This is a genomic window from Dellaglioa sp. CoH-55-MRSF-7, assembly GCF_056782235.1.
Genome location: NZ_JBXAYI010000005.1, coordinates 17089 through 30652, shown reverse-complemented (window position 1 = coordinate 30652; position 13564 = coordinate 17089). Strand labels below are relative to the sequence as shown.

Below are 13564 nucleotides of genomic sequence, written 5' to 3'. Positions count from 1 at the left end.
AATTAAAGTGTATCGACTATAAAATCATAATATTCAAGCGTTATAATCTGTAGTAATAAATAACAATCTAAGATTATTTTGGTCCCCCTTTTTAACATTACGAGTACTGTCTCTAATTAAATATACGTTTGAAGTCTAAGTTTAATGCCCAACCTAATTGGTTATATTCTCAGATTAGACACAAGACTATTCTGAGAATCGATTAGCTCTATAATAAATTAAAAAGAGAAGTCTCCAGATTGATTTCTGATTACTTCTCTTTTTAATTAGTTTTTATTCTATTTTTTTAACTTTTTTTCTAGTTCTAATATCTTTTTTGTTGTTAATTCATTAAGTTTAGCAGAACTAATTATTACTTTTCGTCTAGCTTTCTTATATTTATATAAACATACACATAAGTAAATGTAGAAAGCAATCCAAATACAAAATAATACTAAAGGCATAACAAGATAAACTAGATCATAACTATTCATTATTTTTCCCTTCTAATCTACTTATTTGTTCTTGTTGCTTCTTTTCCACATCATTAAGTTCGGTAATTTCTTTTTTATATTTCCGCATTTTTAAAATCATAAATACAAGCGTACCAATTAATAAAAATATTAATACTTTTATCTCAAATTCTATCATATTCTTCTCCTTCTATATTATTAAGGAACCTACAAAGACTATGAAAATAGTAACTAAAGTTACCCCAAGTTCTGCCCCAACACTAGTTACTGTACTAGACGTACTAAAAGCCATAGATATTTTGGGTAACTCTCCTGCATAATCAAAGTCAGGCTCTCTAAATTTTTTAATATAATATTATAATCTTGTACCGGATATGGATCACTCCCTATTCAATTAGACTCTTCATAAAGTATCTTAATTCCATAAATTATTTCACCTTTAATTAATTGACTAATTATTCAACCCTTATTCAATCAAAATATTATAGAATAGACTTGATAGGTTACAAACAATTCAAATGAATCTTTAATTTTCATTTACCTTCTGCTAGCCTTAAACAGTCTTATAAGTTATAATTTAACAATTCTTGAGCTAAAAGAACCATAGCAACACTTTCTTAAACTATATTTACTACCTTTTAATATACACTTTATCAATTTTAAAGGGTAGTAGAAAAGTTGTATTTAATAATCAGCTCAAATAGTGCTTTATTCTAAGAAAATCTTTATGTAAAAACTACTAAAATATTATATATCCTATACTTTCACCCCACAAAAAAAGTAATCATATTTTATCCTTTTTACGTCACATTTTCTTCACAACTACTTGTTATGATAACTTCATACCTTAATTAATAACTTTTAAATTTTAATTTATTTCCCCGAATAAATTAATCTAACTCATAACTAATTTCTCCCCTGAAATTAATTATCTCTACTCCCTTTTTCCGTCAGTCTCCCCGGACTGACGGTTTTTTATGTTGAATTTGAATACTTTAAGAATAGTAAAAAACAGCCCTAGCATTACCTGCCGGGACTGTCTAAATTAATTTAATTTACCTAGTGATATTCACTTAAAATCACTTTGATAGATATATTTTATATTAGTACCTGGTTTGGACGAAGTTAAAAACACTAAATTAAAAGAACGATTACCAGAGCCTTTTCTAATAATTGCTTTTAAAGTCTTATGATTTATCCCGACATGCAGCGAAGAATCAGATTCACCTTTTTCATTAAGCATATCAGATTGGGTCACATCATAAGAACTATTCATAACAAATAGCCCTCCGAGTGGAAAGTCACCATCTTTTTTTGATTCAATATCGACATCAATACTGTCATTGTAGTAAGCTTCGTCTGAGTCTTTAGTGACGTGATGCTTGATTTTAGTAAATACAAATTTTTCATTTACTATTTTTTGATGATTAGATGTTACAAACACATTCTTAATTTGACTGTTTTTATATTGTTCGGTTACTGCTGCATGAGCATTCCATAACCATACAGCGCTTGCTAGTAAGCAGATGCCTCCCAAAATAAGTAATCCTCTCTGACTTAGTTTCCACGAATTTTTATTTTTCATTTTAGAATAACTCTACCTTCTGAAATGTGAATGATTTTATCACTCACTTCGTTTAAGAAAACACTATCATGATTAGAAATAAGGATTGTTTTCCCTGCTGCTTTTTGATCGATAATTAACTGACGCAAAAAGTCTTTTCCACTATCGTCTAGTGCATTACTAGGTTCATCTAATATTAAAATAGGTGCATCATTGATTAAACAACAAGCAATTGAGGCCCTTTTCTTCATTCCTAATGAATAGTGTTTAATCGCACGCTTATCATTAGGATCTAGTCCAACATAAGTTACCATTTCGTTCAATTCATTCTTAGTCATTTTATGACTATTTAGTTGATTAATTAAGTCCAAGTTTTTAAGAACTGAAAAATCTTCTAACATACCAATACTATCCATAGAAAAAGCAATGCTGCTTGAAAAAAGTTCATCTACTCTGATATATTTTCCATTAACCCAAACTTCACCTTCAGTAGGCTTTACAAACCCAATAATCGTATTAAATATCATGGATTTCCCAGCACCATTTGGCCCACTGAATCCACAAACGATTCCTTCTTCAATTGATAAATTGATATCTACTAAAATATCTTTTTGCTTAATTCTTTTGGAAATGTTTTTCAACTCTATTATTTTCATTTTTACACTACTTTCTTTAAATAAAATCAATATCTTTAATTTTTATAAGTGAGATAATGATGCAACTCAATATAATCGTTAATAAAATTATAATGTTAACCGAATTATGATTAGGGTTAAATCTAGAGAGCATTGTTGCGTCTATAATGGATATGTGAGAAATATAAACATCTAATATTATGACTGCTAAACTCCCTATTAAGGGTAGTATAAAATCATCTAATAAAAATGACGCTGTTGATAACAATACAAGATAGGTGAAACTAAATATAAATAGATAACTATAGAAAGCTAAATGTGAGATACCAAAACCGTTTATAATCACTATCAAAAAATAAAAAAAACTATTATAAATTCCTAACATCAATAAATTGCTAAATAAATAATTTTTATATCCAATATTATGTAGAATTTTAAAATCTGATTTCCATAGTAACATTTGTGAATTTCCAATAGCTAATGCTGGAGAAATCACAAAGATGAACCAAAATAAAGGAAAAGATTCTCCCTCAGTATCTAACGAAGCACCATATAGTAAGCTCGTCATACCACTCACTTGATCTCTTTTGCACAATATGATCATCATCGTTAGCATAATAAAAATGAGCACCGTACGCCATTTAGAATAATAAATCGTTAAATAAATATTTCTAAAAACTAAGATACTGAAAAACTTCAATTTATAGAGTATTCTTTTTTTGATAAAATCCATCTTTGAAAAACCTCCAAAATAATAAAAAAGAGTAGTATAAAGAATATATTTTGAATTAAATATAACGTGTTAACACTATATCCAAGACTGATTATGCCATGATTAAAAAACAATCTAATCCCTCTTTCGTTCAAAAATATTTCTAATTGATAATAACCATAAATTAAAAATAACGATATAATTTTATTTCCTGTGAGGCAATAAAAGGACGCTATTAAATTATAAAAAACATACATTGCGATAAAATAAATAACCATTGTAACTAGCTGATAGCCATTTATATTATATTTTAAATTATCCTTATTTAAAATTAAAAAAAGGATTCCAGAGATAACAAATGCACAAATATATATGGCATAAAAGTAATTCACTTGTACTCTCAAAAAAGAAAAAGGTTTTCTTATATAATACATAATTGGAAATTTAGAACCCTGAAAGGGTAATAATATCAATATTGGAAAGAAAAGAATCATTATATTTTCAATATTTAAACTATTTTGTAGTCCTCCTTGGACTACGTCAATAAAGGAACTATTCTTTTCATTACCTAAAAATAAATAATATTCAAAAAGAGATAAAATAATTAATAAACAGAACGTAAGAATATCTATTACCCAGTCACGAGACCGTTTAGTTTTTAAATATATTTTAAATAATCGCATTACGTTTTACTCCCATAAAATTAAAAAGATAAGCTACAATGAGAACCAAAAACAAAATCCCCATAATAAATGATAAAGGAGGTAGGCCCTCCGCGGGTCCTCCTACCATAGGAAGCGACAAAGGTGCAGCAAGATAAAAAGGAAATACAGCAGCTAAAACACTTATAAATAAGCACAGTAAAAAACTAAAACTAACCACACTATAAATTGTTTTTACATATAAACTAACACTCGCGGCAACTACAGAAAAAACACCTGCGAACAAACCTGCAAGTAAAATATAAAATAAAATCCCCGTATATGATTGCTGGAAAAGGTCCTTCATAAAATATGTTGAATTCGATGCAAGTCCCAGATTATTATTTAATACAGCATCTAATGGTTGATTAGGGAATAAACACCATGCTACTAATAAATCCAATAATAAAGGTAGTATCCCAATCAAAAATCCTGAAATAAAGCTTAAGCTAAATGAATGAATAGAATAATTAATAATTCCCTTTTTTTGTACATATTGTTTAATAAAACCTGTTTGTTTATCCTCGAAGACAATTAGATTCAAACCAATCACTGAAAATAAAGGTAATAACAAATAAAATAAAGCTGAAAAATCGCTACCAGTACCACCTATACCTATCCATGTTGTAATCACAGTAAAAGTTAAATTAGAACCATCTAGATAAGTCCTATTAGGTAACATATCCATAGACACGTGAACTACTATTAAAGCAAAACCCACTAATATGCCATAAAAATATTGTTTCTTCGCCATACGCGACAGCCAATAAGAATTCATTTTTTTCACACCAATCTTTTATTTTAATATAATGCGTAAGAGAGCACATTATTTCTTCTTATCTATCAGGTTTCCAATTACCATCAGCACTACCATATGCATGAATACTATTTACAATATATGCATTGTTTCCTGTTCCATACCACTCTACTAAATAATTAGTTAATTTTGTCTGTCCTTTAGATTTAATAACATATTTTTTTCCTTTAGAAACAGATACATTTCCTGTACGACCAGCCTTATAAGAGTGTCCCCAAGCTTCCACACGTATTTTTCCCGATATCTTTTTGATGTTTAATTCATACGCAGTTTTACTCCACTTTTGAATTCTATAAGTTTCGTCCCAAGGATCATTCCATCTATTAGCAAGATGAACATAATTCGGATTGTTAGCCTCTACACGATCTGAACTTAAAATTGCTATACCAAAAACACATATTGCAACTAAAATAAATGACATTAATTTTTTCATAAAAACTCCTTAAAATTCTCCCTTACGCATTTAATATTATATATAAATAATTAACTCAAAACAATAATATTCAAGTTAAAAAAGACTTTTATAATTTATATATAATATAAAATTAATGCTAATATTAATAAAAAATCACTTTAATGTTGTTTATCATTCTTAGTAAGATCTATTAAGTCCTAAGATATTCAAGTAAACAGACTGCTTACTACTCTAACGTACTAACTACGAGAAGAACTTTCTTCCTTTTTACGTCACATTTTCTTCACAACTACTTGTTATTATAACTTCATACCTTAATTAATAACTTTTAAATTTTAATTTATTTCCCCGAATAAATTAATCTAACTCATAACTAATTTCTCCCCTGAAATTAATTATCTCTACTCCCTTTTTCCGTCAGTCTCCCTGGACTGACGGTTTTTTTATGTCCTAAATTTGGATACAAAAAAAGTTAGACAACATTAGTTATCTAACTTTCTTAACTTTATTTTTCATTATGGAAACGATTTTTAAATAATGGACTAACTGGTTTGTTTTCATGAATTCTCGTGATTGCATCCCCAATTAATTGACCCACTGAAATTTGAACTAATTTATCAATTTTCTTATCTTCAGGTAACTGAATTGAATCTGTTACGATAAATTGCTTAATAGGTGATTTTGCAATTCTTTCAACAGCTGGACCTGATAAAACCGGATGAGTTGCACTTGCGTACACTTCAGTTGCACCGGCATCCATTAAAGCCTGAGCAGCAAGCGTAATTGTTCCTGCCGTATCAACCATATCATCAATTAAGATACAACGTTTGCCTTCAACGGTACCAATAATGTTCATCACTTCAGCAACGTTAGCTTTAGGACGACGTTTATCAATAATTGCAATAGGTGCTTTCAAGAATTCTGCTAATTTACGAGCACGTGTCACTCCACCATGATCAGGTGAAACGACAACAGAATCTTTATCTAATCCTTCGGTTAAGAAGTAGTCAGCTAATAAAGGTGCACCCATTAAATGATCAACTGGGATATCAAAGAATCCTTGAATTTGAGCAGCATGCAAATCAAGCGCTAAAATTCTTGTTGCACCAGCTTTTTCTAACATGTCAGCAACTAATTTTGCTGTAATTGGTTCCCGTGAACGTGCTTTACGATCTTGACGAGCATAACCATAGTAAGGAATAACGACATTAATTGATTTAGCACTTGCGCGACGCAAAGCATCAATCATAATTAATAATTCCATAATATTGTCATTGACGGGTGCAGATGTTGATTGAACAATGTAAACATGATCTCCACGAATACTTTCTTCAATATTAATTCTGATTTCACCATCACTAAAGCGATCTACAGAGGTTTTACCTAATTTAACACCAACAGCATCAGCAATTTTTTCAGCCAATGGTTTATTCGAGTTCAAAGCAAAAATTTTCAACTTTGGATCAAAATAATGTTCTGACATATGTGCCTCCAGTTATTTAATTTTCCCTACTTAAAATTTTAAATATTAATCAAGTAAATTGCAAGTTAAAATCCGATAAGAATTCGCTTACTAATCAATTTCTGGTGCATGAGCTACTGGTAATTTGTCAAAATAACCTTTTTTATTCACTTGACGACCACGAGCAATACCCATATCGTGTGAATCAATATTATCTGTAATTGTTGATCCGGCAGCGATAAATACATGATCACCAACTTCTAGTGGTGCAACTACATTAGATCCACTACCAATAAATGAATGATCACCAATGTTGGTATGGTGTTTATTAACGCCATCATAATTAACAAAAACGACGCCGCAGCCGACATTAATATCTTTACCTAAAGTGGCATCCCCGACATAAGTCAAATGACCAACTTTAGTACTCTTACCGATAGTTGCATTTTTAATTTCTACAAAATTACCGATATGAGCAGCTTCACCAATATGTGCTTGAGGACGTAAGTGACTGTATGGTCCAATGTTACTCATTGTTTCCATTTCAGAATCTTCAAGATATGATGACGTAACAGTTACCTTATCATGAATAATACTATCAATAATTTCAGAATGAGCACCAATGACACAATCTTCACCAATGACTGTATTACCTTTTAAGTAAACGCCTGGTTCTACAATTGTATCTGAACCAATTTTAACATTATATTCGATGTAAGTCGTCTCAGGATCAACTAAAGTCACACCATTGCGCATATGTTTTTCGTTAATCCGGCGTTGCATAACTTTAGTTGCAGCAGATAAAGCCACACGATCATTTACACCCATTGATTCAGAGAAATCTTTCATGCGGTAAGCTGCGACTATCTTACCTTGTTTTTTAAGAATTTCCATAACGTCAGTTAAGTAATATTCACCTTGTGCATTATCATTTGTTACTTCATGTAAAGCTTCAAATAAAGTTTTATTATCAAAACAGTACACACCTGTGTTAATTTCTTGAACATTAGCTTCTTGAATTGTGGCATCTTTTTGTTCAACAATTTTTTCAACAATCCCAATATCATTACGAATAATTCGACCGTAACCCGTTGGATCTTCTGCTTGTGCTGTTAGAACAGTTGCAGCAGCACCTTTTTCTTTATGATATTCAAATAATTCACCAAATGTTTTGGCAGTAAGTAACGGTGTATCACCATTAGCAATAATGGTCATACCCTCTTTATCTTTTAAGATTTTTTCTGCTTGAAGGACAGCATGACCAGTTCCCAATTGTTCTGCTTGAAGAACATATTCTGAGCGATTGCCTAACGTTTCTTCAACCTGCTCAGCACCATGTCCCACAATAGTAACAACTTCATCCATATTATTTGCTTCAATTTCCGATAAAACGTGGTCAACCATTGGACGCCCAGCAATCGGATGTAACACTTTATATAGTTTAGATTTCATTCTTGTACCTTTACCGGCAGCAAGAATAATGGCATATTTAGCAACTGTCATTAGATAGTCTCCTCCAATTATATTCTAATATTCTACCTTAATAATAGCTTAAACCCGTATGCGTTGCAAGATTTCGAATAAATATGCTTACTTTATTCGAAATTAAAAAACACTTGATTTTAAATTATTATTGGAATTTTCTAAAAAAAACTTAATGTTAAATTTAACATTAAGTTTTCATATAAATTATCTATTAACTTTTTATTTTTTAAATGTTTTTGTTAAATAATTTCCTTCACTAACATGAATGGTTTTGTCTGTATGATTAATTTCATCAACTTTTAACAATGAACTATAATCATCAACAATTCGGTCACCACTAAAGGCGCCCTCAGCGAAAACGGAAATACCGACTAAGTTTGCTTCAAACTCTTCGATTAAACTCTTCATTCCGTTAACTGTGCCGCCACCCTTCATGAAATCATCTACGATTAATACGTTAGCACCACGTTTTAAACTACGCTTTGATAATTCCATTTTTTCAATACGTTCACTCGAGCCAGATACATAGTTAACACTAACGGTTGAACCCTCGGTAATTTTTGAATCGCGACGCACAATAACAAATGGCACATTCAAAAATGTTGAGACACTTTGTGCGATGGGTACACCTTTAGTTGCAACTGTCATAACGGCATCAATTTTTTGGTCTAAGTACTCTGTTGCAATCAAGCGTCCTACTTGACGTAAAACGTCAGGACGGCCAAGTAAATCAGATAGATAGACATAGCCACCAGGTAATAACCGATCTTTTTCTGATAACTCCTCAGTCATTGATTCAATAAATTCACGTGCTTCTGCTTCATCAATAGATGGAATAAAACGTGCACCGCCAGCTGCGCCAGGAATTGTTTCTAGCGTTCCCGTGCCTCGCTCTCTAACTGTACGTTTTACAATCGCAAGATCTTCACTGATTGATGATTTAGCTGATTCATAGCGTTTTGAGAAATACGTCAAAGAAACCAACGTATGTGGTCTTTCTAGCAAATAACGAGTCATATCAATTAATCGATCGCTTCTTCTTGTTTTCATATATATATCAGGCCTTTCTTTTAAACATATCTAGTATTCAAAGTGTGATTTTCATTATAACCCGTTTTACCGAATAATAACAGTAAAATGCCAAAATATAATTATTAACGTTCGGTTTTTAATGATTTTCTAATAAAAAAACAAGCTATTTTTAAAAGTAGCTTGTTGATTGTTAATATTCGGTTTTATTTTTGTTTATTAATTTGAAGTCTAACGGATATAACTTTAATAATACTGCATATAATGAAAATCGTAATGAATAATAGCGTAATCGTTGCGCCAGGCGGTGTATTAAATTGGTAAGATGACATTAATCCGCCAACCATCCCTATTACACCAACTATCACACCAATTATAATAACCAGATTAAAGCTACGACCCAATCGCATTGCAATTGCTGCAGGTAAAATCATAATTGCAGAAACGAGTAGTGCCCCGGCAATTGGCATCATTATAGCAATCGTCACACCTGTAACTGCGTTAAAACTAATTGACATCAATCTAACCGGTAACCCTTCAGCAAAAGCCGTCTCTTCGTCAAAAGTTAAAACATACATTGGCTTTTTGAATAGTAGGAAGAGAACGACAATTAATACAGTTAAAATTGCTAAAATGATAACCTGCGCTGAACTAATCGTCACAATTGAACCAAATAAATATTGCTGTACACTCATTGAACTGGCACCTTGATTTAAACTCATTAAAACTAAGGCAATTGATAGTCCGGCAGACATCATAATGGCAATTGAAACTTCTGAATACGTACGGTATAAATTGCTTAAAAATTCAATTAAAACTGAGGCAATTAAAACCACAATCAGTGTGGTAATTGTTGGATTAATATTAACAAACAATCCTAACGCGACCCCTGCTAACGAAACGTGTGACAATGTATCTGCCAAAAGCGATTGCCTTCTTAAAACTAAGAATAATCCCAATAACGGCGTAATTACTGCCATTAAAAGTGAAGCAATTAAAGCTCGTTGCATGAATCCATCGAGAAACATCTCCATTGTGAGTCCTCCTTTCTAACTAATTTAATGTGACGATCAATATATTCTGAAACATCTTCATGATCATGCGTTATCATCAAGATACCTTTATGATGCGTATGGGCTTCATGTTGTAATAATTCGTAGAAATCGTGACGCGATTGTTCATCCATCCCTGTTGTTGGTTCATCTAAAATAAATAAATCAGGATCTGCTGCAAAAATACGGGCTAAACAAACACGTTGTTTTTGACCACCAGATAATTCACCAATTTTATGATTCTTAAAGTTCCACATATTAACTGTTTCAAGTGCTTTTTTTATATGTTCATGATCATTTTTATTCAGACGTCTTAACCAACGATTTTGTTGGTAACGGCCTGATGCTACTAGTTCATATACTGTTGACGGAAACCCCGCATTAAATGATGAAATCTCTTGTGGGATATATCCGACACGTAATTTTTTATTATCTAAATTAGTTTTAGAAATTTCAGCAGTTCCTTTAGCCGGATGTAATAGGCCAAGTACATTTCTAATTAAAGTTGATTTTGCAGCACCATTTTCACCAGTTAAAATGACAAATTCACCCGAATCAATGTGGAAATTAATATCTTGTAAAACAGGTTCTTCATCGTAATAAAAGGTAAGATCTTTGACTTCAATATATTTCATCTATTCTCCTTATTTAACAACCGTTTTTAACGATTTTAAATTATCTTGCATAACTGAAAGGTATGTTTCTCCATTTTCGATTTGAACTTTTGATAGTCCTTCAATTGGATTCAATCCTTTAACCTTAATATTTGTTTCTTTAGCTAGCATATTCGCAATTTTACTAGAATCATTAGATTCAGTAAAAATGGTATCTACATGATACTTTTTAATATACGTTTGTAGCTCTGCCAAACGTCTTGGACTAGGTTCTTCATCCGAAGAAATACCCGCAACCGCAACTTGCGTTAGTCCATATTGTTTTGCCAAGTAAGCAAATGCAGCATGTTGCGTAACAAATGTTTTATTCTTAGCATTTTTAAATGTCGTTTTATATTCTTGATTTAATTCCGTTAATTTTTTCAAATAAGCATTTGTTCGTTTTACATAATACTTTTCATTTTTAGGATCTTGCTGAATTAATTCATTTGAAATGTTTTTAACCATTTTTTTTGCGTTTTCAGGATTTAACCAAATATGAGGGTCATAATTATTAGTCGATGAAAATGAACTTTCCTCTTCTTTATTAGCTAATTCAGCCTCTTCACTTTTCAATTCTTCGTTCTCATCAATCATTTTAATTGAATGACTAGAATTTAAAATCTGCGTTTGTTTTTCATCAATACTTGATTTCAAACTTTTAACCCACGTTTCCATATTATTACTACTATAGATAAAGATATCTGACCTCGCAATTTTACTAATATCCTTTGCACTAGGTTCGTAATCATGCGGTTCTGTCCCGGCAGGCATCAACATTGTTATATCTGCGTTATCGCCTGCAACTGCCTTAGTAAATTCATACACTGGGTAAAATGTCGTGATAACCTGTAATTTATTAGACTCTTTCTTAGTTGCCCCTTGCCCACACCCGGTCAATACAACAACTAACATCGTGAGTACTATGCTTACTAAAATTAATTTTTTTTGCATGGTTTCTCCCTCATTTTTTCAAATCGTAATCTAAATAGTAATCAATACCATTACCGACAAATATTAGAATATCATTTTAGGTACAGCTACGTCAACTTTTTTAAGTGTCACTACGGTGTTAAGCTGTCATTCGTATAAGTTCATCTTGTTATAATAACTGTATTTAAAGTCGACCTGTCAGCAAGTGAACCGTTTCCAATTTAAAAGTGAACTATATCATTAGAATTAAATATAATTTACTATTAATATCTTGCGCGCAAAAAGACGCAACATCATAACTAACCATTAGTTACGATGTTGCGTCTCATTATTTTATCTGGTAACTCTTATTTTACTCTAGAATATCTTGATATAATTCTAATCCTAGCCTATTCATTCCCGGAATCTGCTTATCTTCAGTTCCCGATTCTGACATCGCCACAACTATAAATGCCTTTTTATCTTTTTCTATAATGGCAGCATCATTTTGAATACCATATTCGTTGTATTCGCCTGTCTTATTATAGACTGTAACACCAGTTGGTAAGGACGATGGTAATTTAGTTAGATTTTTATTTTCTTTTAGTAAATCTAGCATTGCCTGATCCGATTGGTTAGACACTAATTTATGATTATACATTTTTTTAAGAATTTTACCCATATCTGTTACTGACGTTTTATTATCGATTCCTGAATTAAGGGCATCTGTATCCATCATTTTTCTTTTAATTGTTGTATTAATTGCGCCTAATTTTTTAATTTCTGTATTAATTGAAGCAAATCCACCAAGTTTATCAATCACAATATTTGCAGCAGTATTATCACTGTCATCAATCATTTTTTCTAATAATTCTTTATATGACAATCTAGTACCTGCGCTCATATTCTGGATTTCTCCCGTTCCACCGACCTTATCCGATTCTGATAAAACATAGCTATCCTTTAGGTTGATGGTCCCTTCTTTTTCCATAGAATAAGCTGTAATTAAAATAAATAATTTAATCATGCTGGCTGATCCTTGCGCATGATTATTTTCAACTACCGGTGCACTACCATCTGTTAACGAAACGTAGACCGAATTTTTTCCATCAACGTCATCCATATATGTTGCAATATCATTCTTAATTTTAACTTTATTTAGTACTAAACTATTTTCTGAAGATTGCGTTTTTTCCGATGTTTTCTTTTCTTTTGAGCTAGATACTGCAGTAGTTGTTTCCTTCGTCGGTACACTATCTTTGTGCGTTAACTTTCCAGCTATAAGATAACCGCCACCCGCTATAATAACAAGTAAAATAATTCCTAAAACTATTTTCATCGGGTTGTTATTTTTAGCTCGTTTTTCTGTTATTTCATTGTTTACTATTGGCGCTGCTACTTTATTAGTATCTTGCGCTTTCGGATTAAATTTAAAGCCACAATTATTGCAAAATTGATCCTCAACCTTATTTGCTATGTTGCATTGCGGACATGTTTTCATAGGAGCAACATTTTTATTTTCTAACGGTTGCCCACAATTATCACAGTATAATGCATCATTTTCATTCTGAGACCCACATTTCGAACAAATTTTCATATCTTCACCTCGTAATTTTTAGGACTTTAACTTATCCTTCATTACATCCCTATTTTTTCTATATATGTACTCAATATC

The 13564-nt window shown here is 31.4% G+C and carries 14 protein-coding genes; all 14 read right to left on the bottom strand.

What is annotated here, in order from left to right:
• Window positions 1–465: 465 nt before the first annotated feature.
• Entirely contained in the window at window positions 466–630 is a 165-nt protein-coding gene (locus AC1RPU_RS06060; RefSeq protein ID WP_481761780.1) for a hypothetical protein, read from the bottom strand.
• A gap of 891 nt (window positions 631–1521) precedes the next feature.
• Window positions 1522–2037, bottom strand: a complete 516-nt coding sequence (locus tag AC1RPU_RS06055) for a hypothetical protein (protein WP_481761781.1) — start codon at window positions 2035–2037, stop codon at window positions 1522–1524.
• Window positions 2034–2672, bottom strand: coding sequence for an ATP-binding cassette domain-containing protein (locus AC1RPU_RS06050; RefSeq protein WP_481761782.1), 639 nt, complete (start codon window positions 2670–2672; stop codon window positions 2034–2036). The genes AC1RPU_RS06055 and AC1RPU_RS06050 overlap by 4 nt, the downstream gene beginning before the upstream one ends.
• Before the next feature lie 16 nt (window positions 2673–2688).
• On the bottom strand, window positions 2689–3384 hold the full coding sequence (locus AC1RPU_RS06045; protein ID WP_481761783.1) for a hypothetical protein: 696 nt from the start codon (window positions 3382–3384) through the stop codon (window positions 2689–2691).
• Window positions 3348–4046 carry a hypothetical protein gene (locus AC1RPU_RS06040; RefSeq protein ID WP_481761784.1) on the bottom strand — a complete coding sequence of 233 codons (699 nt, stop codon included), beginning with the start codon at window positions 4044–4046 and terminating at the stop codon, window positions 3348–3350. The genes AC1RPU_RS06045 and AC1RPU_RS06040 overlap by 37 nt, the downstream gene beginning before the upstream one ends.
• Window positions 4033–4818 (bottom strand): hypothetical protein, encoded by a 786-nt coding sequence (locus AC1RPU_RS06035; RefSeq protein ID WP_481762649.1) that lies wholly within the window; start codon window positions 4816–4818, stop codon window positions 4033–4035. The genes AC1RPU_RS06040 and AC1RPU_RS06035 overlap by 14 nt, the downstream gene beginning before the upstream one ends.
• 82 nt (window positions 4819–4900) lie before the next feature.
• Window positions 4901–5314 (bottom strand): hypothetical protein, encoded by a 414-nt coding sequence (locus tag AC1RPU_RS06030; RefSeq protein ID WP_481761786.1) that lies wholly within the window; start codon window positions 5312–5314, stop codon window positions 4901–4903.
• Between the two features lie 487 nt (window positions 5315–5801).
• Window positions 5802–6779 carry a ribose-phosphate diphosphokinase gene (locus AC1RPU_RS06025; protein ID WP_481761787.1) on the bottom strand — a complete coding sequence of 326 codons (978 nt, stop codon included), beginning with the start codon at window positions 6777–6779 and terminating at the stop codon, window positions 5802–5804.
• Between the two features lie 90 nt (window positions 6780–6869).
• The gene (gene glmU, locus AC1RPU_RS06020; protein WP_481761788.1) at window positions 6870–8261 is read right to left on the bottom strand and encodes a bifunctional UDP-N-acetylglucosamine diphosphorylase/glucosamine-1-phosphate N-acetyltransferase GlmU; all 1392 of its coding nucleotides are present in this window, start codon (window positions 8259–8261) and stop codon (window positions 6870–6872) included.
• 201 nt (window positions 8262–8462) lie between these two features.
• On the bottom strand, window positions 8463–9293 hold the full coding sequence (gene purR / locus AC1RPU_RS06015; RefSeq protein ID WP_409021938.1) for a pur operon repressor: 831 nt from the start codon (window positions 9291–9293) through the stop codon (window positions 8463–8465).
• 185 nt (window positions 9294–9478) lie between these two features.
• Window positions 9479–10306: a metal ABC transporter permease gene (locus AC1RPU_RS06010; protein WP_481761789.1), complete on the bottom strand. Its 828-nt coding sequence runs from the start codon at window positions 10304–10306 to the stop codon at window positions 9479–9481.
• Window positions 10267–10959 (bottom strand): metal ABC transporter ATP-binding protein, encoded by a 693-nt coding sequence (locus tag AC1RPU_RS06005; RefSeq protein ID WP_481761790.1) that lies wholly within the window; start codon window positions 10957–10959, stop codon window positions 10267–10269. The genes AC1RPU_RS06010 and AC1RPU_RS06005 overlap by 40 nt, the downstream gene beginning before the upstream one ends.
• A gap of 9 nt (window positions 10960–10968) precedes the next feature.
• The gene (locus tag AC1RPU_RS06000; RefSeq protein WP_481761791.1) at window positions 10969–11931 is read right to left on the bottom strand and encodes a metal ABC transporter substrate-binding protein; all 963 of its coding nucleotides are present in this window, start codon (window positions 11929–11931) and stop codon (window positions 10969–10971) included.
• A gap of 331 nt (window positions 11932–12262) precedes the next feature.
• Window positions 12263–13486, bottom strand: a complete 1224-nt coding sequence (locus AC1RPU_RS05995) for a serine hydrolase (RefSeq protein WP_481761792.1) — start codon at window positions 13484–13486, stop codon at window positions 12263–12265.
• Window positions 13487–13564: the final 78 nt, after the last annotated feature.

What these genes read in the sequence shown, in the direction of transcription:
- AC1RPU_RS06050 (WP_481761782.1), bottom strand. Translation starts at nt 2,672, where the DNA reads ATGAAAATAATAGAGTTGAAAAACATTTCCAAAAGAATTAAGCAAAAA.
- AC1RPU_RS06000 (WP_481761791.1), bottom strand. Translation starts at nt 11,931, where the DNA reads ATGCAAAAAAAATTAATTTTAGTAAGCATAGTACTCACGATGTTAGTT.
- AC1RPU_RS06035 (WP_481762649.1), bottom strand. Translation starts at nt 4,818, where the DNA reads ATGGCGAAGAAACAATATTTTTATGGCATATTAGTGGGTTTTGCTTTA.
- purR (WP_409021938.1), bottom strand. Translation starts at nt 9,293, where the DNA reads ATGAAAACAAGAAGAAGCGATCGATTAATTGATATGACTCGTTATTTG.
- AC1RPU_RS06025 (WP_481761787.1), bottom strand. Translation starts at nt 6,779, where the DNA reads ATGTCAGAACATTATTTTGATCCAAAGTTGAAAATTTTTGCTTTGAAC.
- AC1RPU_RS05995 (WP_481761792.1), bottom strand. Translation starts at nt 13,486, where the DNA reads ATGAAAATTTGTTCGAAATGTGGGTCTCAGAATGAAAATGATGCATTA.
- AC1RPU_RS06060 (WP_481761780.1), bottom strand. Translation starts at nt 630, where the DNA reads ATGATAGAATTTGAGATAAAAGTATTAATATTTTTATTAATTGGTACG.
- AC1RPU_RS06010 (WP_481761789.1), bottom strand. Translation starts at nt 10,306, where the DNA reads ATGGAGATGTTTCTCGATGGATTCATGCAACGAGCTTTAATTGCTTCA.
- AC1RPU_RS06055 (WP_481761781.1), bottom strand. Translation starts at nt 2,037, where the DNA reads ATGAAAAATAAAAATTCGTGGAAACTAAGTCAGAGAGGATTACTTATT.
- AC1RPU_RS06005 (WP_481761790.1), bottom strand. Translation starts at nt 10,959, where the DNA reads ATGAAATATATTGAAGTCAAAGATCTTACCTTTTATTACGATGAAGAA.
- glmU (WP_481761788.1), bottom strand. Translation starts at nt 8,261, where the DNA reads ATGACAGTTGCTAAATATGCCATTATTCTTGCTGCCGGTAAAGGTACA.
- AC1RPU_RS06040 (WP_481761784.1), bottom strand. Translation starts at nt 4,046, where the DNA reads ATGCGATTATTTAAAATATATTTAAAAACTAAACGGTCTCGTGACTGG.
- AC1RPU_RS06030 (WP_481761786.1), bottom strand. Translation starts at nt 5,314, where the DNA reads ATGAAAAAATTAATGTCATTTATTTTAGTTGCAATATGTGTTTTTGGT.
- AC1RPU_RS06045 (WP_481761783.1), bottom strand. Translation starts at nt 3,384, where the DNA reads ATGGATTTTATCAAAAAAAGAATACTCTATAAATTGAAGTTTTTCAGT.